The sequence below is a fragment of the Shewanella japonica genome (genome assembly GCF_002075795.1).
In the GTDB taxonomy this organism is placed as follows: Bacteria; Pseudomonadota; Gammaproteobacteria; order Enterobacterales; family Shewanellaceae; genus Shewanella; species Shewanella japonica.
The window spans coordinates 4,109,615-4,135,590 of sequence record NZ_CP020472.1 but is presented as its reverse complement, the minus strand read 5'-3'; the positions used below and the strand labels follow the sequence as shown (position 1 = coordinate 4,135,590).

Below are 25,976 nucleotides of genomic sequence, written 5' to 3'. Positions count from 1 at the left end.
GTATTTGGATAATTAGTCTGGTTGATAGCTGATACGATAAATGGCATCGGCCGCATCATCTGATACTAATAATGCACCATCAGGCATTGTAAGCACGGCAACAGGTCGCCCCCAACTTTGTTCGCCTTGCAGCCAGCCGGTGGCAAACGGCAGGTAATCTTTAATTTTGTTACCATCAAGCACCACCTGCATTACACGGTAACCTACTTTACTGCTGCGGTTCCAAGAGCCGTGCTGGGCAATAAAAATACTGCCTTGATACTCAGCAGGGAACTGCTTTCCAAGATAAAACTCCATCCCTAATGCGGCCACATGAGCGCCAAGGTTGAGTTCAGGCGGTGTATTGAGTTTGGCTTTTTCTGCATCATAAAATTCAGGGTCTTTAATGTCAGCGTTATGAACGTAAGGGAAACCAAAATGCTGACCTTCTTGGCTAACTCGGTTTAACTCGTCGTCAGGTAAGTCATCACCCATCATGTCGCGGCCATTATCAGTAAACCATAGCTCCCCCGTCTTGGGGTGAAAATCAAACCCGACACTGTTACGCACGCCTTGGGCAATTGTAGTGGTTTGTTTGGTTTCTATATCGAGGGCTAAAATTGATGAGTATGGCAGGGGATCATCACACACATTACAAGGTGCGCCGATAGGGATATAAAGCTTACCGTCGGGGCCGAATTTGATGTTCTTCCAGCCGTGATGGGCTTTATTTGGCAATTTATCGTAAACAAGTTCTGGCTTTGGGATAGTGGGTAAACTGTTTTCGATATCGTTATAGCGCCAAATTTTATCGACTTCGGCGACATATAAGTCACCATCATGGAAGGTTAGTCCTGATGGTAAGAATAAGTCTTTAGCAAGGATAATTTGCTGATCAGCTTGGTTATCTTTATTGCTATCAATTAGCGCATAAACATTACCAGCGCGGCGACTGCCGACAAATAAGGTGCCATTGTCGCCTAAAGCCATTTGGCGGGCGTTTTTAACATTATCGGCATAGAGTTCAATGCTAAAGCCATCAGGCAATTGAATTTTTTCTAACGGTAGGGCGTAGGCTGTAACTGACATGCCCAGGTTAAGCCCTAAGCCGCATATTAGTGATTTAACCAAAACGGATATATTGTTCATGTTATTCATCCCTGTACTGAAAAGCCAACTCAATCTATTCAATCCAATCCAAGCTATTTAAGCCAAACTATTCAATTCAATCATAGTGGCGTTATTATCAAGACTATTGTTATAAAATGATTGAAAAACAAACTCCATATTAGCGGATCTCGTTAGATAAGGAAGTGAAATAAGGGGGGCTTTTTTGTCTCTGTAAAACTCAGCGTTTAAGGATTGCATCTATTAAGAAAACCGCTTTTCAGGCACAATAGCGCCCAATTATCCGCAATCGACTTTTTAGGAACCCTAAATGACGCAAATCACTATTACTACGCCTGACGATTGGCACTTACATTTCCGTGATGGAGACATGTTAGAAGAAACGGTTCCGGCGACTGCTCGCTTATTTAAACGTGCGATTGTGATGCCAAATCTAGTGCCACCAGTAACCGATGCGACAATGGTTTCTGCTTACCGTGAGCGCATTTTAGCGGCGCGTCCACAAGGTAGTTCATTTGAACCTCTCATGACGTTATTTTTAACCAATAACACCACAGCTCAAGACATCATCGATGCTAAAGCGGCAGGTGTGGTTGCAGCAAAGCTTTATCCTGCTGGTGCTACGACTAACTCTGATGCAGCAGTGAAAGCATTAGATGCGTTATTTCCAATTTTTGAAGTTATGGCTGAACAAGGCATGTTATTGCTGGTTCATGGTGAAGTGACTGAGTCGCACATTGATATTTTCGATCGCGAAAAGGTATTTATCGATCGCTACATGGCGCGCATTGTTGCGGCGATGCCAAACCTTAAAGTGGTATTCGAGCACATCACCACTAAAGATGCGGCTGAGTTTGTGGCTGATGCACCAAGCAACATTGCTGCGACGATTACACCACAGCATTTATTGTTAAACCGTAACGACCTATTGGTAGGCGGCGTGCGCCCACATAACTTCTGCTTACCAGTGCTTAAGCGCAATATTCACCAGCAAGCATTGCAAGCTGCAGTGGCAACAGGCTCAAGCAAGTTTTTCCTAGGTACAGATTCTGCGCCACATGAAAAGCACCGCAAAGAATCAGCGTGTGGTTGTGCAGGTTGTTACAGCGCATGGAGTGCACTAGAGCTATATGCACAAGTATTTGATGACTTAGGCGCGCTGGATAAATTAGAAGGTTTTGCCAGCTTCCATGGTGCCGACTTTTACGGCCTACCACGTAACACTGGTACAGTGACACTAGTGAAAGAAAGTTGGACTGTGCCAGAGCAAATCATCTTGCCGAACGATAACCCAATCGTGCCATTCTTTGCGGGCGAAACGGTTAACTGGAAAGTGAAAACGGCTTAATAAGTCTCGGTTGTTTTTATTTAAGTAAGAAAAAAGCCAGCAGAGATGCTGGTTTTTTTGTGGCTGTATTTCAATGTCATGAATTAACGATTATTTACTGTCCGACCGCAATACCAGCTCGACGCGACGATTTTGTGTTTTACCAGCATCATTCATGTTGCTAGCAACTGGCGCATATTCTCCAAGACCAGTTGATTAAAAATGAAGTTGAATACATGTTTATCGTCCATTGATAATAATGCCCGCGTGAAGCGGGCATTTGGTTCTTAGAAGATTAAGGTTGTGTGGTCATCAATCCTAAAAGGTGCTGATACAAATTGTCAGGAGAAGAATACTTAATTAATTTTAAAATAAATATTTTGATATAAAAATTTAAACCATAAAGAATATGTAAATATCCTCTGTTGAACAATGTTTTTATTTAATCGACTAGTTATAAGGTATGTATATTTAAGAAAATACATTCTAAATGATTATGGTATAGTATTTAATGTATGAAATAATCGTCGCAGTTAATTTTTAACTATTTATTAAATGGAGGTTTTAAATGTTTAAAGTAAAACAAAAAGGTCAGGGTATGACGGAATATATTATTTTGTTGCATTGATCGCGATTGCTGCTATTGGTGCATTTACAATGTTTGGTGATGTAGTTCGTAATTAAACTGCTGGTTCATCAATTAAGAAGTAATCATATTGCTAATTAGAGTGCGGATTATTCCGCACTCATTTGTATCTAATTTCTGTTAAGAGCCTTTTATGTCAAATAAGCTGTTATTCATACTCAAATCAACGATAGCATTTACGTCAATGTTTTTATGTACCCACAATGTTGCCAATGAAATATCGTCAAAGCCATGGCATTTTGACAGCAATATTTATCGTGAACTATTAGAAAACAGTGACGATGACATGCTGCTGAATAAGGATATACAGTGGGATAAATGTTCGACTATGGCGCTAGCTACAGATCGAATGGCTTTAGGAGTGCAAGATAATCCTGATGATCCTGATTTTATGCGTGATAGTATCATTGATTTTTATCCTGTTGATAATGATAGTTTTTCTGATGTGATTAATCAGAAAATAATGGATTTGGCTTTTGAAATGGCTGATGTAGCAGACGGTGACAAAAGCAGTGATGATTCTGTTGTTACTCAAGCCGCTTGGGATTGGTGTATTGCTCAAGACTCACAACATTTTGCAGATCTTTAACTTAGTGTGGGCTAAGTAGCGATTGTCAGAGCTTAGTCATTGAATTTGAAAAGCCAGCTTAATGCTGGCTTTTTTGTGGCTGTATTTCAATGTTATGAATTAACGATTATTTACTGTCCGACCGCAATACCAGCTCGACGCGACGATTTTGTGTTTTACCAGCATCATTCATGTTGCTAGCAACTGGCGCATATTCTCCAAGACCAGTTGATTCAACTTGAGTTGGCTTAATATTAAAGTCATTTATTAATGCACTTCTAACCGCTTTGGCGCGTTTTTCTGACAGCACCTTATTATAACTTTGCCCACCTTGATCGTCTGTATGCCCTACAACATAGAATTGTTGTTTTGGATGGCTTTTAAGATACTCAGCAACTACTTTTACTACATCCATTGCCTCAGGCATCAGTTTATCGCTGTCGAATTCAAACAATAAACCGTCAAGCGCGACATGGCCAGTTTGGGCAATTTTGTCAGTCAATCCATCTAAATCAATAGTTAAGCGGTCAGTGTTTAAGGTGTTTTCTTCAATGATCCTTAATTCGCTCGAAAGGCCATTAATATAACCAAGCACGTATGTCATTGCATACACATTGCCTGTCGGCTTTTCGAGTGAATAGACACGATAAAACTGGCTTTCTGTGGTGCCATTTGTGGCCAGAGCATTAAAGTTTCTCTGGAATTTGGTGTGGGTTCCGCATGCTTTTGCTATACAGCTAAAAGTCTCGATAAACCCTAGTTTTTTTAATGCAGCTTGGTAGTTTGCGTCGACTTCGTATTCTGAATAGCTGCGGGGTAACTTATAAGCAATATCGGTAATTTTTCCTTCAATGACTTCTGTGGTGAATTTTTTACCCGTTTTGCTTGATACAACAGTGGATTGGCCAAATTGAAAGGTCTTATAGTCTTGAATATAAGCGCCAGGAATGCGCGTTAACATAGGATGGTCACTAGCGCCTCTTTTATCCTTGTTACTATTATCTTTTACGGTAATCTCACTGACTTCAGCTTGTAGATAGTCTTTATCAATAGCAATAATATCTAGTGGTTCCTCAATCACTTCAATCGTATCGAGTTGAATATTGGTCGCTTTTTTCCAGCTGGAAATATAAATCGAGGTGAATAATTCACGGTTATCAAGAGTGATTTTTGCAGTAACAAGGACTGGGTTGTCGTTTCCGTTGTTATCAATAGGCTTTAAGAAATTTTTTAGATTTGAGCTTTTGCCACACTCATTATCACGGCAGTTGAAAATGATTTCTCCGCCTAATGAGTTTATTTGATTAAGATAATTATTGATTAAATTGTGTGATGTGAACTTGGGATCTAAGCGATAATTAATTCGAGTCAATCGACCTTCAATAGGTATCGATTTTATTGATTTTTCAGTTTGATTAATCAACGAATATGGGCTGTAGTTTCGCACCAATGTAGAGGTCTTTTTTATCTCTGCTGGTGGGGTAAATAAAGGTGCTTTTGTGTTGGCCAATATGTGGGATGAGAACGAAAACATGACCGTGTAGAAACTGATAATACAAATTTTTATTAATGAGGGTAAATACATGTTGTTCGTCCATTGATAATAATGCCCGCAAGAAGCGGGCATTTGGTTTAAAGGCTTAAGGTTGTGTGCTTATTAACCCCAATAAATGTTGATATAAGACATCTGTAAATTCATAGGTATCTTCATCGTAGGTGAGCATGAGTGGCAGCTGGGTTGATTCATCGATGGTAGCTTTGTACAAATCGAATTGAGTGGCAATTTTACCATCTAGGAAATCTTCAATGAGGTAGTTGCGATGGTCTATCAATCCTGCATTAGCCTGTTCTAGTGGCACTGTAGTAATTTCAATCATCGGCATTCCATTTGGGCTATCTAACAACTCCCAATGATAAACTTCTAAAGGGGTACCTAAACCATCCTCAACAGAAATAGTGTTATTAACGTCATTGGTGATCACTAATTGCGAGTCATCAAAATCGAAGAATAAGTCTACAATATCAGCGGTGTTTATCTGCTCTAATTGTGAGTATTCAGGTAAATTGATGATGTCATAATTATCCACTTCTCGACACATGACATTTTCAGTTAATTGCATTTCCATGCGATAGCTAACTTCAGGCCAACTGATGTCATTTAAAGCTAGTGCTTGAGGTGTAGAGTTGATAATGGCATCCCACTCTTCATCAGTTTTTAATAATTTATGACTAATAAAATGAATTTCTACCGGAGTGTTGTCGTAATAAGTAACATAAGTATTACCATCAAAGTACGGCGTCGGCTTAGTGAAATCAGGCGATGTTTGGTCTTCTGTCATCCAACTTTCTGACGTTGTGTTCCAGCATTGAGTTGGCCACTCATAATCGTTGCTGGTTATGTTCATTTCAAAAGCAGTGACGACATCATCAACTAAAAAGCCAAAAAGCTGTTTGGTGTCAGCACTGTTATGCAAACTGAACGAAGACATGCCAACATTTGAGCTTAGAGTGAAGGTGTTTTTAAAGCCTGTTTCACTAATGATATTACCTAATAATATATCCCAATCGTGCTCTCCCATAATACGATGATCTATGTGAGATTCAGTGTAACCAAGTGAAATAGCGGCATTACTGATTAAAATTCTTGCAGCCAATGGATCTGAGTCAATAAACTCTTCTAGGCTAAATTCACTGTCTTCGAGTAAAGCTTTTAAATCGTCAAAACTAACATCAAGTACGTTTTCTAATGCCAATAGTGCAGGTATTTGTCCAGCGAGAACTTGTTCAACATAATTATATAATGCTTCAGTAATGATGAAATCATCTGACACTGAATTAGCTGGAGTCACCTGATATAAATTTGAAGGTTGCAGTGCAAATAAACGTGCTAGTAGTGTATCAACTTCAGTGAGTAGTGCGGTTTTCTGCGATTCTTCTAATTCACTTTTTTGAATTTCAACTTTTCGGTTAAACTTGATATTGGTCAGTAGGTTAATCGCACCACCATACTCGCTTGAGGCGACTAAAGAACCAAATCCTGCTGCATTGATTATAGTATTTAATTGTTTTGGTTGAGTTGCGCCTTTAAATCGAAGCTGCATTACTTGAGGTTTTTTATTACTCGTTGATGATGCTGCTGCCCAATTGGCTAAAAGGTAATATTCAGGCGTTTCAACTTCACTCTGCCAATCAATTTGATATGCGCCTTCGCTATCAGTCATTGCTGAAGGCTCATCAGTTTCACAAGCTTGGTTCATGTTTAGGTCAGCACAAATGGTTGCGCCAACTAATGCACCTTGATAGGCCGCAACACCAGCAATTTGGTGATCAAAGTCTGTTGCAGGAGTTCCAGTGTCAGGTGTGGTTGGGGTTGATGTATCAGGCGGGGTAATTTCAGGTATTTCTACTTCTGGATTATCTGAATCTGAACTGCCACAACCCATTAGCACGATAGAAAGCGCAGCAGCAATTAATGACGGCCGCCATTGTTGACTAAAATCCATTTTAAAACTCCATATCCGTATGTTTGCCACCTTGCTAGCGGCAATTTATTTACTATCTATTCGACAGTTAATTTATTAATTTAAACCAACAGGTTGCTATATAACCTTAATATGTAAAGACAGGATTCTGGGCTAAATCAATAATGATAGCAATTATTACAAAGGATGTTTTTCAGTTGGAGGTAATACTTATGGGCGTTGCCTTTGTATGCTATTTGCTCGTTTAGAAGGTGTGCATTGGAATCTAAGAGCGTAAGCCATTAATGTAATGCCGCACTACTTGGCTTTAGGGTTATCAATCATGTTGTGCTATGGCCTTTATCGGTTGTTTATAGTGTTGCAAACATAAGATTAATCTATCAAAAACCGAAAACTAAAATGGATTTTAGAATGAAATATATAAAACGCACTTTATTGTTGGCTGCATTAACAGCAACAAGTTTTGCATCCCTAGCAGGGAACCAAGCCGCCATAGCCTCATTTGATGCTAAAACATTACCGATAACGGAACGTAGCCAAGTTATAACCGATAAACAGCTGGCGCTTATGGAAGAGTTTAATCGAATGACAGAGGCGCAGACCAGTGCCATTGATATGTTTAAAAGCGGTAAAGTGCAAGAGTTACAACAACTCGGTGAGCAAACTTTGGTTGAGGCCAATAAGTTTGTTGATGAATATCAGATTTTTTTAAGTCAATTACCCGAAACATCCACCTGTTATGTACCTGAAAATGTCACCGAATATCAACGCATGATAGCGGAGATTACCGAGGCAAATTCAGCCTTGAGTACTGTTGCTGCATCCGTTGGCGATAATGATGAAATGGGCGCGACTATGGCGATGTTAAACGTGCAAATGCATGCGGGGCGAATCAGCTCGTTAGTGCAAATGTTTCAGATGGTTAAAATGTGCTACATGACAGATGCTATGGGGATGACTAAAGCAGATGTGGAGCGCAGAAGGGCGCAGAAAAACAACTAATAAACCTCAGTTTCTCGATATAAATAATTGGATTTTTAAAGATAAAACTAAAGGAATAGTAATGAAAATAAGATGTGTGCTTTTGAGCTTGATGTTAAGCCTAGGCTTGAGTTTTTCAGCAAGTGCCCTAGAGCGCTTTGCAGGAATTGAAGATGGCTCTGACGAAAATTTAAAAGCAGTTTGCCAAGATTATATGGTGAATAGTTTTTTAAAGAATGACCCAGAATTATTTTTTCACCTGCTGCCTAAGTCATTAAGTAGTAGAGAAGAAAAGTTAGAGAAAAAGTGGTATGAAGGGCATTTAAAACGGTTTGGTAGCGAGCCATTATATGAATACGACGTATTTGAGATGGATGAAAAAATTACAGAAAAAATGTACAAAGGTAATAATATAAAGCGCATAAAAATAAGATATAAAGCTGGGAAAATGGAAAAGGTAAGAAGAAGTTCGTGTGGTTTTGAGCTGTTTGAAGATAATCGCTGGTACCTTGCTCAAAAACCTTAATTAAGTAAAACAAAGCCCTATTCATTAATAGGGCTTTATTTTAAATTTCCAAAAGGAATTAAAGGAATTAAAGGAATTAAAGGAATTAAAGGAATTAAAGGAATTTATGAGTTATAAAATTTGTAAGCAGACTGACGACCGTATTGTGCTACAAGATACTGGTGGCTTTATCGATTTCATTTTTGGTAATGTATTGGCGGCGTTGGGTTCAGGGCTTATTTATTTAGGTTGGTTTGGCTATCAAGATACTGGCGAGCTACTCATGCCACTTATTATCGCCCTTGTCGGTTGTTGTTTTTTCTTCCCCGTATTTAAAGTTAATCGGTTAGTCATTGATGCTGTGAATAAAGAGGTCGTAAAAACTAAGTCGTGGTTTGGTATAACCACCAATAAAGAAGTTATAACTAACCGCAGTTTATCTTTACTGGAAATGTCAGGTTTCACCAGCGGTGAGGTAGAGGCGTTTTTTGATAGTAATGAGCGGGCTCAGTATCATTACAGTCTTAAATTCTACAGCTACCCAGAATGGAATCTTTCGATGAGAAGCTTTTCATCCATGCTGGACGTTGCGCTATTTATTGGGCGATATTTTGATACTGATTTGGCGATGGTCGTGCAGCATAAAAGGCATAAGTTTACTGCCAAAGGGCTATTGAAAAATCATCAAATAACGCCATTACCTAATGACTCAACCGTTAAAGAAGTTGGCTTTCAAGAAATAAGAGTTGCCTCTACACGAGGTGGAATAATTAGGCAGTGGGCTGTGCCTGTTAGCCTTAGTATGTGGGCCATTATGACTAGCGGTTTTTTATTATATTTATCTGCGTTAGAAGGCTTTACATATATCCCAGTTGCATTGCAGTACTTATTAGCTTTCAACTTTTCATTCGGTATTAGCTTTCTTATCATTAAAAATTATGTACCAAATCACTTAAAAATTGACCATGGTAATTTGATTGTCAAAACAAGCCTATTTGGTGCGAGGAAATACCCATTATCTGAAGTGATTGGCGTGGTTAATGTGGCTAAAATAACTTATTTGATAACACGCAAAGGCTCAGAGAGACTCGCTTATAAAATACCGACTAAATACAGTTATGCGATTCATAGTTGGTTATTGTCATTTTTAAACAAGTAGCAAACTGAAAAGTCGGCAATATCATTATTGTGCTAGCTCTTTCATATATCGCTTGGATGATTTTGACAGTGCTTTTTGAACATGGTGATAAAAGCACTCACTGATTCGTAACCGAGCTTTTCTGATATATGTTGCACTGATTTGGTGTTGAGGAAATGCCTTCAGTGCGACAATTTATAAGTAAATTTTTGCACCACATTCTATCGCTAATCCCCACTTCCTTTTTTACCAAACCCGCTAATGTAGGTTTACTCACTGCATATTGTTTTGGTCATTGACCCTACGTTGGTGGGGGATGCATTTTCGTTATTAGGTAATTATACGACCGCATTATGGCTTTATGGAGTGAGATGTATCATCGCTGCTATGTTCGGCTTAGGCTGTGGCCGTAACACGACACTTCAAACTAGGACGACATTACTAACTAGCTTAAAGCATGGCTAATTTAGCTAGTGTTATTTTTTTAATTGAATTAATGTATTTCTATGTTTGTTATAGGTAATCAATCGTGTTGTAAGGGAAAACAATATGGCTTTTAAGCTAAACAAGAATAATGGTTCTACGTCTTTTATTAAGGTGACGACGCCTCTGTTAGTGACTGTAGTGTTATCTTTTTTGTCATACAGCGCAGCGGCAGTCAATATTGAATCTAAGACTGGTGCAGCTCCTGAATTTTCACAAAAGTCATTACCTGCTGTCAGCCAAGGGACATTACAACGTTTTGATGAAAAACACATTGAATTTACCCTTATAAAACCACGCCCTATTGATGTGTGGTTACCTGAAGATTACCCTGCTAAGGCTCCTTATGCCGTGGTGTATATGCATGACGGCAAGGTGCTATTTGATGCCACTCAGTCGTGGAATGGTACAGCGTGGGAAGTGGATGAAACCGCTGCAAACCTTAATAAAAATAAAGATATTAAGCCTTTTATCGTGGTGGGTATTCATAATGCAGAGCAGTCTCGCCATAGCGAATATTTTCCGCAAAAGCCGTTTGAGTCGTTAAGTGAAGATACCCAAACAAGTTTGTATCAAACCCAGCGCAATGAAACTGAAAAGCTATTAGCGCAGGCGGTGTATTCTGATAAGTATGCTGAGTTTATCGTTACTGAGCTAAAACCCTATATCGATACTCACTTCAAGGTCGCAACAGATAAGCAAAATACCTTTATTATGGGCTCAAGTATGGGAGGGTTAATCTCTTGGTATACGGCGTTAGAGTACCCGAATATATTTGGCGGTGCCGCTTGTTTATCGACTCATTGGCCAGGCTCTTTTGCTACAGAAAATAACCCGATACCACAGGTGTTTAATCAGTATTTAGCTAAGCAAATTGCCACTAAACCTCAAGTGAAATTGTATTTTGATTATGGCGATCAAACCCTTGATGCTATGTATCCGCCACTTCAAGCTGATGTGGATAAACTGTTTGAGGCTGCTGAGTATGATAAAGAGCTATGGCAAAGCCACTTTTTTAAAGGTAAGGCTCATACTGAGGATGACTGGGCTGAGCGACTAGCAATTCCAATGACGTTTTTATTGAATAAATGAGTCAGTTTGTAAGTTGAGCCGCTGTTGGCGAGAGTGCAAATACAAGTTTTATCATTGATGCTTTCGCTTTACTGTTTTAAGTACCGTTTCACCTTGGCTTTTTGGAAAATGGTCATGGGGGGATATTATTTATTTTAAGCTGTTAACCTGCCTTATATAACTAGCCTATTTATTCATCTATTTGTAATACTCATTAGGGTAAGCCTCTTGCCTTTAATATGTAAATTCATACCTATATAGTTAATTGTGATAATACAATCCACATTTTAAATTCTTTATAATTAGCGCCTTGAATCAGAATATGACGCCATTGCAAGGGACATTAAATACATGAAAAAATTCACTGTATTTGCGGCATTAGTCAGCTGTTTACTGATGCTGGTTGTCAGCAGTCACTCGGAGGGAACTGTGTTGGGTATATTCAAAAAAGCAGTCGATGTTGAAGTTTTCCCAGCGGTATCAGGAAAAATAACACTTAACGGTAAGCCTGTAGAAGGTCTTAAATTACGTCGAGGCTACCTCTATATCAATGTCATGGAAGATGGTGTTTATGATTACACTACGACTGGCAGCAATGGTGAGTTTAGCTTTCCTGAGATTGTCATTCAGTCAACGCATCCAAATGGTTTATTTTCTACCAATATTATCTCTCAAATTATTCGTGTTGAAGACGATCGCTATGAGGAATATCAAGATCCTTATATATGGGCTACAAAATCCAGAGGGATAAAACACAGTCCCTATTTTCAAGAACGTCTGGCTTCGCTGAATTGTGAGCTTACAGAGGAAGAAATGGTTCATCATGTTATTAACGACAGCTACGAGCAAGGCGTCGTTAGATATGAAATTGACAGCATTTGTCGCTGGCCTGAACTAGAAAAAATTGAAGTAGAAAAACGTAAAATTCATGGTAAGTATTAAACCCTTAAATTAGTTAAATTAAACATTTACAAGGATTGTTAAATGCCTATTTTATCTCCAAAACTTGCGGCAGAATTATCGCAAGCGACGTACTCACTCATTGATATGCAATCTGAATTTGGCGGTAGAACTAAATTCGGAAATGCCTACATTAATAATCATTATGACTTTCAAGCTAAAGGTATTGGTAAAACGGGAGGATTTGTAATGAATCGCCATTCCGGTTTTGCTGCTATGGGAGTGGGTAAAGGTCAGTATCAAGGAGATGCTGTTATTGCAATACGAGGTACTCAGTTTAACTCTATTGCTGATTGGTCTACCAATGCTCAAATAGGCTTAACATCGAGTGAAGGTGGGCAAATTGTCCATGCAGGATTTAATAATGCATTTAACTCTTTACGTCCTCAATTCAAAACCTTTTTAGACCAATGGCGTACGGCAAATCCTGGAAAAGCTGTTCATTGTGTCGGGCACAGTTTAGGTGGTGCCTTAGCATCGTTAACGGCGGATTGGGCAGCTTTAAGCAACTATTCATCGAACGTTAACTTATACACTTTTGGTGCGCCGAGAGTGGGTCAGCAAAGCTTTGCCAACAAAAACACTAATCGATTAAATAAAATCCACCGTTGTACCCATGGTGCAGACTTGGTTCCTAAGGTACCGCTTTGGCCATTTATTCATGCACCTTACAAAGGTTTTGAATATCGACTTGATAACAGCCAAGGCCTGAAAATTAGTGCGCATGGTATGGATCCGGATGAAGGTGCAGTGCCTGGGTATCTTGTCTCTGCAGATACTGAAAGCTGGGCTCATTTGAGCACTAAAGCTAATGAATACTTACAGCCTGTAAAGCTGAAATATGAAAACCGTAACCAAGCAAGTTACAGTGACTACTGGAGTGATAGGTTAAGTGCTGCGTTAATTACTATTTTAAAAGAAACGGGTTATTACGCTGCAGTTGCAGCTCAAGCGACAATTTCTGCAGGGCTAACTTTCTATGATTTGGTGGCAAAAACCTTAGAAAAAATTGCATCAGCAGCTAGTGCTGCAGCTGAGGAAGTCAGGGGTCTGTTAGGGCATATGCTCGCCTTTGCCGGTTCTGTGGTTACCGTGGTTACCGATCTAACTTATGCAACTATTCGAATGATTTTCGATAAGATGCTTAAGCGTTTGTATGAAGGTGTGAGGCAGGCCATTAAGTTGGTATATAAGTAACTTTCTATTAACTAAGAAATAAGAAATAAAACACCGTTTAATGTTTATGTTAAACGGTGTTTTTTGATTTTTAGTAGAAAAATGCTATTAAGTGCTAAGCTTTTTTGTTTCTTATGATGGCAAACTACTTAGCGTTTAGGCTTACGACTTGCACCTGGTTTGCCTTTACCACCTTTAGCATTACCTTTCCCTTTGGCTTGTCCCTTAGTTTGTCCTTTACCACCGCCCTTTGCTTGGCCTTTATGTTTGCTGCTGCGGTTGTGCTGCATAAAGTGTTCAGGGCCTTCGATTTTATCACGCAGTGATTGCGTTTTGGGTTTAGGCTTAGGCTTCTTTTTTGGGGCTGATTTTTTATCTTCTGATGATGAGTCTTTGATCATATCAAATAGCACATCTAATTCTTGTTTATCTAAGTCACGCCATTCGCCAATCGGTAAACCTTTAAGGCTAACGTTCATAATTTGTTGACGCTCAAGTTTAGTTACTTCAAAGCCAAAGTATTCACACATACGGCGGATCTGGCGGTTTAACCCTTGAACTAGGACTATCTTAAAGGCATAAGTTGAGACTTGTTCGACCTTACACTTTTTAGTCACAACGCCAAGAATAGGCACTCCTGCACCCATTCCTTTAATAAAGTCATCAGTAATCGGTTTATTCACGGTCACGACATATTCTTTATCGTGATTATTACCCGCACGAAGAATTTTATTGACTAAATCACCGTTGTTAGTCAGGAAAATTAACCCTTGGGAGTCTTTATCTAAACGTCCAATAGGGAAAATTCGGGTTGAATGGTTAACAAAATCGACGATGTTATCGCGTTCAGTGCCTTCGGTTGTGCTGACGATACCAACGGGTTTATTAAGGGCGATAAAGACTAAGTCTTCAGCATCTCGTGGCTCAATATCTTGGCCATTCACTTTGACCTTATCGCCAAATGAAACTTGATCACCCACTTGTGCTCGTTTGCCATTGATAAAAACATTACCTTGCTCAATAAATCGATCGGCATCGCGTCTTGAGCATATGCCACTTTCACTGATGTATTTATTTAGGCGGATGGCTGAGTCTGTCACTGTGGTTTTCCTGTGAATAGAGATTACGCTGTAAAAAGGTTAAGTTTAACAGGCAGAGTTTATCAATTTTTGGCAATTTTGCCTAAGCTTACTGACTGACTAATTGGGATTGGCAACCAGTAAAGCCAAGATTATGGATAGAAATCAATTAAAGGATGTTTAATGCACTTACAACTTAGAGGTGTTAAATCTGAAGATTTAGAGCACTTATTTCAATTTCAATGTGAGCCCGAGGCCAATGATATGGCTGATTTTCCTGCTCGAGATCGTAATGCATTTTTTGAACATTGGTATCAGAATATTTTGAGTAATCCTGCAATCGCTGCACAAGCGATCATTGTTGACGATGTCGTAATTGGTAGCATTGTGCTGTGGCAAAGTGAGAACCAATGGCTTTTGGGTTATTGGGTTGGTCGTGAGTATTGGGGAAAAGGCTATGCGACTAATGCATTACGGCTATTTTTATCAGCGCACTCAACTCGGCCTATTTTTGCTGAAGTGGCTCAACATAATGTAGGTTCAATAGCTGTCTTGAATAAAAATGGTTTTACGCCAATTGGTGTTGTAGAAGAAGCTGACTGCGATAAACCATTGCTGGCTTTTGTACTAAAAAACTAGGGTAGAAAGCGCTTTTTAGGTTCGGTAAATTGATTGATGATCACAACAATAAACCCCTGTGAGGGCTAATATTAAATTACTTAATCGATAAGGTTGTTAGTACTCACTATCGCCTTGGCCATTATTTAATGTTGCGCTTAATACATAACGTTTTGACTTGGAGGTGCTATGTTCAATAACCCTTCTCTTATTACTCGTACAGCCATAGGCAAGCTGATTGGTTTAGTGATTGGTCTACTGTGCTTTTGGATAATTCCTTTGTTTTCGCCCGATACAAGCACACAATTTTTGTGGGGCATACTGTTATGGTATATCACCTTTGGTGCGATTATCGGACTTGTTGGTGTGTTTGATTATCATCCCATTTTAAAGATTTCTTTACCTTGGTGGCTTACCGCTATTGTGATGGGCGGCTGGTTAAATCTGGTCTTAACATTGTTAGCATACGATCAAATACAAGCGATGATGGTGGCTATATTTGGCTTTAATGGGGTGTTTCAATCACCATTTTGGTTTGTGGCTGATGGCCTATTCGCAGGCTTTATTATTGGTTTAGCCGCCACTAAATGGGGTGGGTATGGCGCGATGACTGCTGGCAAATAATAAATATCAGCTAAGGTGCTAAAAAATAATGAATTGGGTAATATTTAGCTGTCTACAAAGGTGATTAAATAGTTGCCGATAACTGCTGTGTGGCTGGCTTTCATTGTTAGGCGTGATAAACTTTGCGGCTTAATAATTGGGAGTGGTTATGTCTTTTTCGTCGTTGCAGTTATTGCCTTTGTTAGTTAAGCAGTTAACTCGGTTAGGCTACGAGCAGCCTACGCCTATTCAACAGCAGGCGATACCAGTGGTATTGTCTGGTAAAGATGTATTAGCTGGCGCGCAAACGGGCACAGGAAAAACAGCCGCTTTTACATTACCAATCATTCAAATGTTGTTGCAATCAAAAGCAATGGCACCTCAAGTCAATGACAGTGTTGATGACAAGCAAGGTGCGTTAGCGAATTACACCCAAACGTTAATTTTGGTGCCTACCCGAGAGCTTGCTCAGCAAGTGCATCAACATGTTGAAAAATATGCATCTGGCACCGATATTCGCTCTGTCATTGTTTATGGCGGAGTCAGTATCAAAGCTCAAGCTAATGCGATCCAAGCAGGCGCTGATATTATTGTTGCCACACCAGGGCGCTTACTCGATCATTTACGTAATCGAGTGATGTCATTATCCAAGCTTAAACATTTAGTATTTGATGAAGCCGATCGCATGCTGGATATGGGCTTTAGAGATGAAATCATCGAAGTGTTGAAACGTGTACCAAAAGAACGTCAAACACTCCTGTTTTCAGCCACCTTGGATGAACGCATTTTTAAATTCAGTAAACGCTTATTAGATTCACCTCAAGTGATTGAAACTCATCAACGAAACAGCACTGCAGCGAGTATTGTTGAGCGAGTATATAACGTTGATAGCAAGAGAAAATTGTCACTATTAAGTCATCTCATTAAAAAAGAAGATTGGCAACAAGCGTTAATTTTTAGCCGCACTAAACAGGGCGCAGATAAAGTCGCTGCGCAATTACAGCAAGCTGGCGTTAATGCTGCAGCCTTTCATGCGGATCTTTCACAAGCAGTGCGTGAGAGTGTGTTAACTCAATTTAAATCAGGTGAAATTAACGCGTTAGTTGCGACAGATGTTGCCGCCAGAGGATTAGATATTAACGAACTAAATTATGTGGTTAATATTGAGCTTCCTTTCCAGAATGAAGACTATATTCATCGTATTGGCCGAACAGGCCGTGCAGGTAACACAGGCCAAGCAATTACATTATTAAGTGTTGATGACGAGCCACAACTGATCAAGCTAGAAGCTTTTTTAGATAGGCGACTACCACAGCAATGGTTACCAGGGTTTGAGCCTGATTTAACCCAGGTTGCTCCTGTGACGCGTAAAACGAAGAAAGGCTCGCTAAAGCAACAAGCTCGACAAAAAGCGCTTGCAAAATCGAAACGAAAGTAGCAAATATGTATTAACCTTTTCAAAGTGTTACGTGTTTTTCTTTAACTATTTTTAATGTTACTACATCTATTGTGGTCACCATCACACTTTATTCTCTGTTCATTATTTTGCTATAAAAGCGTCATCTTGCTGTCATCAAGATGGCGTGAATTTGTCACAAAGCCTGCTTATCTTATGTTCACTAATTTAGCCCCCAATTAATGATGTGAGCAAACTTAAGGATAGATTATGAGCAAGGCGACATTCGACCCAACCAAATATAACAAAAGCAATAATGTGCCATTTGCCACCGTGATGGAAAACCATTTATCACGTCGTGACTTTGTAAAACGTGGCTTAGGGTTAAGTGCTATGACAGCGTTTGCTGGAACAGGATTAGCAGCATGTAGTTCTGATAACGATTCAAGCACACCGCCGCCAACCACCACGCCACCACCAGCAGAAACTCCGCCGACTAAAAGCTCTGCGGTACTAGGTTTTGACTCTATTGCTGGCTCAAAACTTGATGCAGTTGCAGTACCTGCAGGATATTCTGCTTATGTACTTGCTCCATGGGGTACGCCTCTCAACAGTAAAGCAAATGCGTGGAAAGAAGACGGCTCAAATACTGCTGTAGATCAAGAAAACGCTGTAGGAATGCATCATGATGGGATGCATTTCTTTCCGTTAAATGACGCAGCAGATGATGGTTTGCTTTGTATTAACCATGAATATATTAATCAAAATGCCTTACACCCAATGGGGCCGACGCTTGATGCTAATGGTAAGCGAACTGTCATTGATGAAGTGCGTAAAGAGATTAATGCCCATGGTATTTCTGTTGTGCGTATTCAGTTAAAAGACAACATGTGGCAAGTGGTTGAAAACGACTCACATAATCGCCGTTTTACTGGTGCAACAGTCATGGATGTTGCCGGCCCATTAGCTTATACATCTTATTTAGAAACTCGTTATTCGCCAGATGGCAGCCAAGCTCGTGGTACATTGAATAACTGCGGTAATGGCTACACGCCTTGGGGAACATACCTGACTTGTGAAGAAAACTGGCCTGGTTATTTCGTCAATCATGGCACCTTAACTGAAGATCAAAGCCGTATTGGTATTTCAACTTCAGATACTCGCTACGGCTGGAACCACTTAGCAGGGAATGATGAAGAGCGTTTAGATGAATTTGCTCGTTTTGATATTACACCGACAGGTTCAAGTGCTGCTAATGATTACCGCAATGAAGCTAATGGCCACGGTTATATTGTAGAAATCGATCCATATAACCCTAACTCTCGTGCTGTTAAACGTACTGCTTTAGGGCGTTTTCGTCACGAAGGCTGTACTTTTGGTAAGCTAGAGGCTGGTAAGCCAATTACATTTTATTCTGGCCATGATTCACGTTTTGAGTACTTATATAAATTTGTTTCAGATGCCGTTTGGGATGAAGCGGATGCCAATGCGACTAATCGTTTAGTAATGGGCGATAAGTACATGAATTCAGGTACGTTATATGTGGCTAAATTCAGTGAAGATGGCGTGGGTGCTTGGTTACCATTAACACTTGATAGCACGACAATTGATGGCAACACATTAGCCGATAGCTTCGATTCGGTGGCTGCGATTATCTTAAATACGGCAGGTGCTGCTGACTTAGTAGGGGCAACACCAATGGATCGTCCTGAGTGGGCTGCGGTTGACCCATTTACTGGCAGTGTATATCTGACTTTGACCAACAACACAAAACGCACAGATGATACCAATCCAGCTAATCCACGTTTGAATAATAGCTTTGGTCATATTATCCGTTGGGATGAAGGTGAACAAGCAACGGAGTTTAACTGGGATATTTTTGTCTTTGGTGCACCTACTGATGCAGACGAAGAGACTAACATCTCTGGCCTGAATGACTTAAATCAGTTTGCAAGTCCTGATGGCTTGGCTTTCGATCAGCGCGGCATTATGTGGGTTCAAACTGATAATGGTGCAGATGAAGTCGAAGAGTACACCAATGATCAAATGCTAGCGATTGTGCCATCAACTTTGGTTGATGACGACGACAATCAGCAAGTGGTTTCTGCGGACAATCAAAGTGAGCTAAAACGCTTCTTTGTTGGGCCAAATGGTTGTGAGGTGACTGGTTTTGCGATTACATCTGATTACAGCACGGTATTTGCCAATATTCAGCATCCAAGCAATTGGCCTTATTCAAGCAATGCAGCAGAGGAAACTCCTGCAGGTATGACATTACGCCCTCGTGATGCAACTGTGGTTATTCGTAAAAATGATGGCGGTGAAGTCGGCGTTTAAAGGCTTACGATAATTGATTAATGCTCCTGATTAATGATTCTGATTAATTATCATTCAGTGTCATGATTAAAACCCTGATAGACTCTCTATCAGGGTTTTATTTTTATCATAGATTGAAAGGGGCGTTATGTTTAATGGTATTCATCATGTAGCGATTATCGCAAGTGACTATGTACGCTCGAAGTATTTCTACACTCAAGTATTAGGCTTTACAGTACTTGCTGAAAATTATCGTCAAGAACGTGACTCGTATAAGCTGGATTTACAGCTGAAGGACGGCACGCAAATTGAGCTTTTTTCTCTTCCTCATTCGCCGAAAAGACTTAGTTATCCTGAGGCGCAAGGCTTACGTCATTTAGCTTTTAAAGTGGATGATATCCATCAGGTTGTTGCACATTTACAGCAACACAATATTGATGTTGAACCGATTAGAGTCGACGAATATACAGGCAAGTCATTTACCTTTTTTAGCGATCCTGACGATCTACCGTTAGAGATCTATGCCATTGGCGAACAAGATTAATCAATTTTTAGTAGATGGGCCTTTTGACTGCTGTATGTAAACAATTCATTCTTTGATTTAATGGCTAGATAAATCCTGTTTTGATTGAGTTCATTGGCTCAGATGCAGCATGTAGGTCTTATGTGACTACTCGCGATTCCCTACTCACTACAAGCTTCAAGCTAGGTTTATAAACACTTTTCTCGTTTATTCTATTCCTCTTTAAATACCTTTAGCGATTGCAGGACGTTTTTTATTCGTTTTCTATACTGAATTATTTTAATGTAAATCTAAATGATAACGATTTACATTGCTGTTGTTGATTTGTTACCATCCGCGCGAATATTAGGAATCTATTAACAAAGGACAGTGTGTAACATGAAACAAGCTAACCAAAAACATTTATCACTAGGCGCACAAGCCGTAGCAGCCGCTCTCGTTTTCTCTTCTCCTATAGTCTCTGCAGATCAAGAAGTTAAAGAGACCTGTAACCCGGAAGTTAGCGGAATTGAGTGCGATAAAAACCAAACTGCTGAAGCCATTGAGCGTATTAAAGTTCACGGTGTAAAGAACGCCGTTTACTTATCTGAAGCCTCTGGCGATTTGCGCCGTGTTGCAGATCTTGTTGATACACCACAAGTCATCACTGTATTAACCCAAGATCAAATACAAGAATCAGGTAAAACAGATTTAAAGGATATCTTGTCAGCACAAGCAGGTATTACTTTAGGTACTGGTGAAAACGGTAACGCCTTTGGCGATCGCTACATTATTCGTGGTCATGAAGCGCGTAGTGATGTTTTTGTTGATGGTCTGCGCGATCCAGGTATGACAACCCGTGAAAGTTTTGCCACAGAAGTTGTTGAAATCACTAAAGGTCCGAGTTCGACATTTGCAGGTCGTGGCTCTTCAGGTGGTGCGATTAACAGTGTGACTAAAAAAGCGTCAACATCGTACAACTTGGGCCGTGTTGATTTGGCATTAGGTACTGACGATCATCGCCGCTTAACTTTAGATTATAACTATGCCGTGTCAGATACTGTCGGTTTACGTGTCAATGGTTTACTTGCTGATGAAGATAAGCCTGGCAGGGAAGGCATTAGCCGTGAGCGCAATGGTGTGCAACTTTCAGCAGTATTTGAGCCAACAAACGATTTGTCTTTCATTGCTGATGGGTATTATTTAGATGCAAAAGATGTGGCTGATTTAGGTAGCTACTTTGATCAATCTACCCGTGAGCCCATTTCTGATATCCCTGTATATGCACAAGAATCAGATTTTCTAAATTCAGAAGTGCTGACTTTTACCCTGCGCACTCAATATGACATTAACGATAATCTGACCTTTTATAATGCGACTCGTATTGGTAAAACCGAAAACGGTTATATCACCACAGGTGCTCGTGGAACGACACGCAGCGAATCAGATCCTGTCGCACCAGGTGTTGATACTCTGACTTTAAGTACTCATCAAGGTAACCAAGAAGTTGATTACATCAGCACCCAATTTAATTTGTTTTGGAATACACAAATTTTAGGCATGGAGAACAAGTTTGTTTTTGGCCTAGAGTATACCGATCAGCAAGTTGATAACGGTGTTTATGATATTGAATTTGCCAACGAAACTAACTGTATAACAGCAGGGAGACGTGGTGACTCTGGTGCTTACTGTATGTTAGATGGTGACGGTAACCCTGTCGACAATATCGATAAACTTATGGGCCGAACTTACACTAAAGGCATCAATGATGCTGAGTATCAAATAGAGACCATTTCAGCTTACTTTATGGATACGGTAGCGCTTACAGACGATCTAGAGCTGTTCTTTGGTGTTAGACAAGATAGCTTTGATTATCAGAATGATACATCGAGCAGTCGAAATGGAGATGTGTTGTACGAATATGATGACAGCATGTTTAACGGACACCTTGGGTTAGTGTATAGCATCACTGATGAAGGGAATATATATGCTAATTACAGTACTGCAACCAATATCAATGGTGGTGAGTCAGACTTAGGCGCAAGCTGTGGTTATGGTGGGGTATGTGGTACTGCTGAACAAGCGCGTGCAGCCGATCCTGAATTAGTTGAAAACATTGAACTTGGTACTAAATGGATGCTATTTGATGACAGTGTGATGTTTTCGGCGTCAGTTTTCCAAATCACCAAGAGTGACGTAATGGAAAGTGTGGGCGACAGCTACTCAACACTTGGCACATTAAATACAGGTAAAAACCGAGTCCAAGGTGTCGAGTTTGGTATGGTGGGTAATATCACTGAAGCATTAAGCGTGCAATTTTCAGCAGCGATTATGGATTCAGAGGTGCTTGAATCATTCAATGAAGAAAGCGTAGGCCTTGCGTTGAGTAACTTTGCTGATGAAAGTGCATATCTACAATTACGTTATCAAATTAATGAAGCGTTTGTAGTTGGCGCAGGTTATACCTATCAAAGCGAAATGTACGGCGGGCAACCTGATACTGCTGCGGGCTATGATGATGAAAACGGCCGATACAGCATTGTGGTTCCAGACTATCAAGTGGTTGATTTATTTGCTAACTACAACGCTACTGAGTCATTAACTTTCCGCTTGAATGTGGGTAACGTGTTAGATGAAGAGTATTTTACAGCCGCTTATCGCTCGGGCGCATTTATGTACCTTGGCGATGCTAGAAATGCTAAATTGTCAGCGACCTATGAATTCTAAGGATTGAGTTGAGTTAACTAATGATTGTAATTGAGCAAATACTGTCTAAAGAAGACGTAAAAGCATATCGACAAACTTTGCAGTCAGTCCCTTGGGATGACGGTAAAAATACGGCAATGGGAATGGCTGCGGCAGTCAAGCAAAACAGCCAAGCACTAGCCAGTGACGCCAAGGTTCAAAAGTTGGCAAACCAGTTGTTGAATAAAATTGGTGAAACACCCAAAGTGGTTTCTGCTGCATTACCGCATCAGATATTTCCGCCGTGTTTTAACCGTTATGCAGAGTCTGAAGAATATGGCTTTCATGTTGATGCAGCAGTGATGCGGGTACCCAATACTCAGGTTGTGCTGCGTAGTGATGTATCGATGACAGTATTTCTCTCTGAACCCGATGAGTATGATGGCGGTGAGTTGATTATCGCCACTGAATTTGGCGAGCAATCCATTAAACTGCCTGCGGGTTATGCGGTTGTTTACCCGTCCAGTAGTTTGCATAAAGTGACAGCGGTGACACGTGGTGAGCGAGTTGCAGCAATCACTTGGATGCAAAGTATGGTGTCAGAATCGGTTTTAAGAGAAAATTTATATCAACTTGATCAGTCAATTCAATCGCTTATTGCAGCGGGCAATACGCCGCGAGCAGAATTGGATAGACTGCATAATGTTTACCACAATTTGATACGCCAATTTGCTCATTTATAATTAGCATGAATCACAGTTAACGATGCTCAGTATGAGCAGTTAATACTGACAAATCTGAGCAATAAACAAACCTAAGAAAGCGAACGTTTTCTTAGGTTTTTTGTTTTTTAACATAAGTTAATTAGTGAAAGAAACCATCAGCTTGTATATTAGCGGCCTTTAACGGATAGCGATATGCACTTTACTGTGTTGATCGTTGCATTTAATTCTATTTTAATCTTGGTTAAGTAGGCTCTCGTGTCCTCAAAACCGAGGGGTTTATTTTTGGAGAGAACAACCCACCATGCAAGCTACTGGTATCCTTAATACCCTTAAAAAAGTTGATCAAAGTAAAACCTTCCAAGGTTTTGTTATCTTTGTGATTATTGTTTCTGCATTATCTATTGGTGCCCACACTTACCATTTACCGCCTTGGCTTGAGCAAAGCTTATGGGTATTGGATATTGCGATCACTGGCTTTTTCTTATTTGAGTTGATCATCCGATTTATGGCGAGTGATGGTATTAAGTCTTTCTTTTCCAAAGGCTGGAATATTTTCGATACCATTATCGTTATTGGCAGCTTAGTACCACTCGGTGGCTCGACTATTTTATTGGCAAGATTGCTACGCATATTTAGGGTACTGAGATTAGTATCTATGGTGCCAGAGTTAAGAATGCTGATTAATGCACTATTAAAAGCGATCCCAAGAATGGGTTATATCGCACTGCTAATGTTCGTGATTTTCTATATCTATGGCGCTATTGGCAGCATGTTTTTTGCCAATGTGAATGACTTTTTATGGGGCGATGTATCGATTGCGATGCTGACCTTGTTCCGAATTTCGACGTTCGAATCATGGACATCGATCATGTATGAAACCATGGAAGTATACCCATTAAGCTGGCTGTATTATTTAAGCTTTATCTTCTTAACCACCTTTGTTTTCCTCAATATGATGGTAGGCGCCGTGCTTGATGTCATGGGTGAAGAAACTAAAATCATGCGAGAAGAGCAGGGGGAAGGTAGTGAACATAAAGCGGATGTTAACGAGGAGCAACATGAAATTGCGCATAGTCAGGTTGCAACCGCAGAGGATATTAAAGCCCTTAATGCTAAAGTTGATCGACTGACAGAGTTGTTGGCGAGAAAGAGTTAATAAAAAATTACAAATGAACAAAGGCTTCCTGATGGAATCCTTTGTTCATATAGTTCAATCTATCATTAAACGTTATAAAGCAGGAACGATTTCTGAAAAGTTGTACTCAGTGACAGTAATCGCTACTCCATTATTATAGTTATCATCGTTAAGTCTGATGTAGTAGTTACCTATATGAGCCCAGTCAGCAAAAGTTGATGTAACTAAGTGACCTAATTCTGAAATGTTTACATTAGAAAGTTGCGTCTCATCCTCGAAGTGGATGGTTACAGTTTCTTTATTATTGCCGTAAATACTGATGTTTTTGACTGCTTTACCTTCATCATTATCAGGGTATTTTCCTGACACATATACAGATACATAAGGATTATGATATGCATCTTCGATTTCAGCAGACCATGAAAATTCCATATTCATATTCTCTAAAGCTACACCATTGTGTCCGCCATTGTTAACTTTGGCTTCGTTGTTTTTATTACCTTCAGAATCCATAGGCTTTAAAGTTACAGCACCACTGATCATGTCAACTTGTTTTACTTCGGCTTTGTGTACTCTATCGAGGTTTATAACTGGTTCAGAAGGGATAACATTGATTGGATCTGCTTCAAATCCAGGATCTACTATAACAGATCCTTCCTCGTTGATGGTTAGAGTAAGATGGGAATGTGTATCAGTTAAGGTTTCTATATAAGTTGAACCAAAATTCGAGTGTTTGTTTGATTCAACTTCTAGAAATGATTCTAATTCTTTAGTGTACATAACGTAGTCACTGCGAGTAACTTTGTTGATTAGAATAGAGTCGTGTGAAATCATATTTAAATTATTCAGTCGAGTAGCTGAAATATCTGAGTTATCAGAGACTGTTACTAAAGACCAATCTTCGTTTTTCGTAATTAAATCAACCTTAATTTCAGAGGCATCAATCGTTGCCGTACCCGATAGAGTGTAATAATGAGCATCTGTTACTCCATCCAGTTCCGGGTGAGTTACAGTAAATGTCACCTCTCCAGTAACGTTACCAACAACATGGGTTTGGTCCAGAGTTACGTCCTCTTTTATTATGGTTCCGCCTTCATGCACGATAGTTAAAGTATAGCCATCATTACAGTACTGTAAGTCGAATGGAACTGCGCCACTTTCGTCTGAAGGGCTTGTTTTTGAAATAGCTAGGTTACAAGCTGCAATTGGGCCAATATCTTCTTCAGAGTTTATGCTCATTGGCGTAGTGCTTAGCTCGCCGTAGATTGACCTAACATCTACGGTTACATTACGAGCTGACTCAACAGGCTCTGGCGAACTACTATCATCATCTGAACTACAACCTGCAAGAAATAATGCAGAAATGACTGATAATGCTAATACTGATTTTTTCATGTTTCTCTCTCTCAATGACAAAACTATAACGGTACTTGGTACGAATTGGTTGTAGGTTATTCGTATTTAATACCTAAT

Annotated in this window: 21 protein-coding genes; 16 read left to right on the top strand and 5 right to left on the bottom strand. The window is 39.9% G+C overall.

Annotated elements, in window-relative coordinates; translation table 11 throughout:
* Positions 1–12: 12 nt before the first annotated feature.
* Positions 13–1,068: a PQQ-dependent sugar dehydrogenase gene (locus SJ2017_RS17720; RefSeq protein ID WP_244899814.1), complete on the bottom strand. Its 1,056-nt coding sequence runs from the start codon at positions 1,066–1,068 to the stop codon at positions 13–15.
* A 349-nt stretch (positions 1,069–1,417) separates the two neighbouring features.
* Here SJ2017_RS17720 and pyrC point away from each other — a divergent pair, with 349 nt between their 5' ends.
* Together pyrC and SJ2017_RS17710 are read left to right on the top strand one after the other, a co-directional pair.
* The gene (gene pyrC, locus SJ2017_RS17715) at positions 1,418–2,455 is read left to right on the top strand and encodes a dihydroorotase (RefSeq protein ID WP_080916721.1); all 1,038 of its coding nucleotides are present in this window, start codon (positions 1,418–1,420) and stop codon (positions 2,453–2,455) included.
* A 758-nt stretch (positions 2,456–3,213) separates the two neighbouring features.
* The gene (locus SJ2017_RS17710) at positions 3,214–3,669 is read left to right on the top strand and encodes a hypothetical protein (RefSeq protein ID WP_080916719.1); all 456 of its coding nucleotides are present in this window, start codon (positions 3,214–3,216) and stop codon (positions 3,667–3,669) included.
* 106 nt (positions 3,670–3,775) lie between these two features.
* Here the strand turns inward: SJ2017_RS17710 and SJ2017_RS17705 are convergent, their stop codons facing one another.
* Together SJ2017_RS17705 and SJ2017_RS17700 are read right to left on the bottom strand one after the other, a co-directional pair.
* Positions 3,776–5,233: an OmpA family protein gene (locus SJ2017_RS17705; protein WP_080916717.1), complete on the bottom strand. Its 1,458-nt coding sequence runs from the start codon at positions 5,231–5,233 to the stop codon at positions 3,776–3,778.
* Between the two features lie 55 nt (positions 5,234–5,288).
* A complete protein-coding gene (locus SJ2017_RS17700) occupies positions 5,289–7,151 on the bottom strand; it encodes a hypothetical protein (RefSeq protein ID WP_080916716.1) in 1,863 nt (620 codons plus the stop codon).
* A gap of 390 nt (positions 7,152–7,541) precedes the next feature.
* On the opposite strand from SJ2017_RS17700, the gene SJ2017_RS17695 reads away from it, so the two are divergent.
* From SJ2017_RS17695 to SJ2017_RS17670, 6 genes are all read left to right on the top strand, one after another.
* Positions 7,542–8,132, top strand: coding sequence for a hypothetical protein (locus SJ2017_RS17695; protein ID WP_080916714.1), 591 nt, complete (start codon positions 7,542–7,544; stop codon positions 8,130–8,132).
* Complete coding sequence (locus SJ2017_RS17690) at positions 8,098–8,637, top strand: hypothetical protein (RefSeq protein WP_156003347.1); 540 nt, start codon at positions 8,098–8,100, stop codon at positions 8,635–8,637. The genes SJ2017_RS17695 and SJ2017_RS17690 overlap by 35 nt, the downstream gene beginning before the upstream one ends.
* A 106-nt stretch (positions 8,638–8,743) precedes the next feature.
* Positions 8,744–9,775: a hypothetical protein gene (locus SJ2017_RS17685; protein WP_080916710.1), complete on the top strand. Its 1,032-nt coding sequence runs from the start codon at positions 8,744–8,746 to the stop codon at positions 9,773–9,775.
* 528 nt (positions 9,776–10,303) lie between these two features.
* Positions 10,304–11,329, top strand: a complete 1,026-nt coding sequence (locus SJ2017_RS17680) for an alpha/beta hydrolase (protein ID WP_080916708.1) — start codon at positions 10,304–10,306, stop codon at positions 11,327–11,329.
* A 330-nt stretch (positions 11,330–11,659) separates the two neighbouring features.
* Positions 11,660–12,250, top strand: a complete 591-nt coding sequence (locus tag SJ2017_RS17675; protein ID WP_080916706.1) for a DUF6795 domain-containing protein — start codon at positions 11,660–11,662, stop codon at positions 12,248–12,250.
* Between the two features lie 42 nt (positions 12,251–12,292).
* Positions 12,293–13,465: a lipase family protein gene (locus SJ2017_RS17670; RefSeq protein ID WP_080916704.1), complete on the top strand. Its 1,173-nt coding sequence runs from the start codon at positions 12,293–12,295 to the stop codon at positions 13,463–13,465.
* A gap of 128 nt (positions 13,466–13,593) precedes the next feature.
* Here SJ2017_RS17670 and rluF read toward each other — a convergent pair whose 3' ends face one another.
* A complete protein-coding gene (gene rluF / locus SJ2017_RS17665) occupies positions 13,594–14,544 on the bottom strand; it encodes a 23S rRNA pseudouridine(2604) synthase RluF (RefSeq protein WP_055024891.1) in 951 nt (316 codons plus the stop codon).
* Positions 14,545–14,706: 162 nt separating this feature from the next.
* On the opposite strand from rluF, the gene SJ2017_RS17660 reads away from it, so the two are divergent.
* The 8 genes from SJ2017_RS17660 (at position 14,707) to SJ2017_RS17625 (ending at position 24,524) form a co-directional block, all read left to right on the top strand.
* Positions 14,707–15,162, top strand: coding sequence for a GNAT family N-acetyltransferase (locus SJ2017_RS17660; protein WP_080916702.1), 456 nt, complete (start codon positions 14,707–14,709; stop codon positions 15,160–15,162).
* A 168-nt stretch (positions 15,163–15,330) separates the two neighbouring features.
* Positions 15,331–15,765 (top strand): hypothetical protein, encoded by a 435-nt coding sequence (locus tag SJ2017_RS17655; protein WP_080916701.1) that lies wholly within the window; start codon positions 15,331–15,333, stop codon positions 15,763–15,765.
* Between the two features lie 148 nt (positions 15,766–15,913).
* On the top strand, positions 15,914–17,182 hold the full coding sequence (locus SJ2017_RS17650; RefSeq protein ID WP_080916699.1) for a DEAD/DEAH box helicase: 1,269 nt from the start codon (positions 15,914–15,916) through the stop codon (positions 17,180–17,182).
* Positions 17,183–17,410: 228 nt separating this feature from the next.
* A complete protein-coding gene (locus SJ2017_RS17645; RefSeq protein ID WP_080916697.1) occupies positions 17,411–19,477 on the top strand; it encodes a PhoX family protein in 2,067 nt (688 codons plus the stop codon).
* Between the two features lie 127 nt (positions 19,478–19,604).
* A complete protein-coding gene (gene gloA2, locus SJ2017_RS17640; protein WP_055024886.1) occupies positions 19,605–20,000 on the top strand; it encodes an SMU1112c/YaeR family gloxylase I-like metalloprotein in 396 nt (131 codons plus the stop codon).
* Positions 20,001–20,357: 357 nt separating this feature from the next.
* Entirely contained in the window at positions 20,358–22,685 is a 2,328-nt protein-coding gene (locus SJ2017_RS17635) for a TonB-dependent receptor (RefSeq protein WP_055024885.1), read from the top strand.
* Between the two features lie 20 nt (positions 22,686–22,705).
* The gene (locus SJ2017_RS17630; protein ID WP_080916695.1) at positions 22,706–23,386 is read left to right on the top strand and encodes a Fe2+-dependent dioxygenase; all 681 of its coding nucleotides are present in this window, start codon (positions 22,706–22,708) and stop codon (positions 23,384–23,386) included.
* A gap of 283 nt (positions 23,387–23,669) precedes the next feature.
* The gene (locus tag SJ2017_RS17625) at positions 23,670–24,524 is read left to right on the top strand and encodes an ion transporter (protein ID WP_080916693.1); all 855 of its coding nucleotides are present in this window, start codon (positions 23,670–23,672) and stop codon (positions 24,522–24,524) included.
* A 72-nt stretch (positions 24,525–24,596) separates the two neighbouring features.
* Here the strand turns inward: SJ2017_RS17625 and SJ2017_RS17620 are convergent, their stop codons facing one another.
* Positions 24,597–25,898, bottom strand: a complete 1,302-nt coding sequence (locus SJ2017_RS17620) for a hypothetical protein (RefSeq protein WP_080916691.1) — start codon at positions 25,896–25,898, stop codon at positions 24,597–24,599.
* Between the last annotated feature and the right edge of the window lie 78 nt (positions 25,899–25,976).

Bases quoted from the DNA above. Each gene is read 5' to 3' on its own strand.
- SJ2017_RS17720 (WP_244899814.1), bottom strand. From the start codon at position 1,068: ATGTCAGTTACAGCCTACGCCCTACCGTTAGAAAAAATTCAATTGCCT.
- pyrC (WP_080916721.1), top strand. From the start codon at position 1,418: ATGACGCAAATCACTATTACTACGCCTGACGATTGGCACTTACATTTC.
- SJ2017_RS17710 (WP_080916719.1), top strand. From the start codon at position 3,214: ATGTCAAATAAGCTGTTATTCATACTCAAATCAACGATAGCATTTACG.
- SJ2017_RS17705 (WP_080916717.1), bottom strand. From the start codon at position 5,233: ATGTATTTACCCTCATTAATAAAAATTTGTATTATCAGTTTCTACACG.
- SJ2017_RS17700 (WP_080916716.1), bottom strand. From the start codon at position 7,151: ATGGATTTTAGTCAACAATGGCGGCCGTCATTAATTGCTGCTGCGCTT.
- SJ2017_RS17695 (WP_080916714.1), top strand. From the start codon at position 7,542: ATGAAATATATAAAACGCACTTTATTGTTGGCTGCATTAACAGCAACA.
- SJ2017_RS17690 (WP_156003347.1), top strand. From the start codon at position 8,098: ATGTGGAGCGCAGAAGGGCGCAGAAAAACAACTAATAAACCTCAGTTT.
- SJ2017_RS17685 (WP_080916710.1), top strand. From the start codon at position 8,744: ATGAGTTATAAAATTTGTAAGCAGACTGACGACCGTATTGTGCTACAA.
- SJ2017_RS17680 (WP_080916708.1), top strand. From the start codon at position 10,304: ATGGCTTTTAAGCTAAACAAGAATAATGGTTCTACGTCTTTTATTAAG.
- SJ2017_RS17675 (WP_080916706.1), top strand. From the start codon at position 11,660: ATGAAAAAATTCACTGTATTTGCGGCATTAGTCAGCTGTTTACTGATG.
- SJ2017_RS17670 (WP_080916704.1), top strand. From the start codon at position 12,293: ATGCCTATTTTATCTCCAAAACTTGCGGCAGAATTATCGCAAGCGACG.
- SJ2017_RS17660 (WP_080916702.1), top strand. From the start codon at position 14,707: ATGCACTTACAACTTAGAGGTGTTAAATCTGAAGATTTAGAGCACTTA.
- SJ2017_RS17655 (WP_080916701.1), top strand. From the start codon at position 15,331: ATGTTCAATAACCCTTCTCTTATTACTCGTACAGCCATAGGCAAGCTG.
- SJ2017_RS17650 (WP_080916699.1), top strand. From the start codon at position 15,914: ATGTCTTTTTCGTCGTTGCAGTTATTGCCTTTGTTAGTTAAGCAGTTA.
- SJ2017_RS17645 (WP_080916697.1), top strand. From the start codon at position 17,411: ATGAGCAAGGCGACATTCGACCCAACCAAATATAACAAAAGCAATAAT.
- gloA2 (WP_055024886.1), top strand. From the start codon at position 19,605: ATGTTTAATGGTATTCATCATGTAGCGATTATCGCAAGTGACTATGTA.
- SJ2017_RS17635 (WP_055024885.1), top strand. From the start codon at position 20,358: ATGAAACAAGCTAACCAAAAACATTTATCACTAGGCGCACAAGCCGTA.
- SJ2017_RS17630 (WP_080916695.1), top strand. From the start codon at position 22,706: ATGATTGTAATTGAGCAAATACTGTCTAAAGAAGACGTAAAAGCATAT.
- SJ2017_RS17625 (WP_080916693.1), top strand. From the start codon at position 23,670: ATGCAAGCTACTGGTATCCTTAATACCCTTAAAAAAGTTGATCAAAGT.
- SJ2017_RS17620 (WP_080916691.1), bottom strand. From the start codon at position 25,898: ATGAAAAAATCAGTATTAGCATTATCAGTCATTTCTGCATTATTTCTT.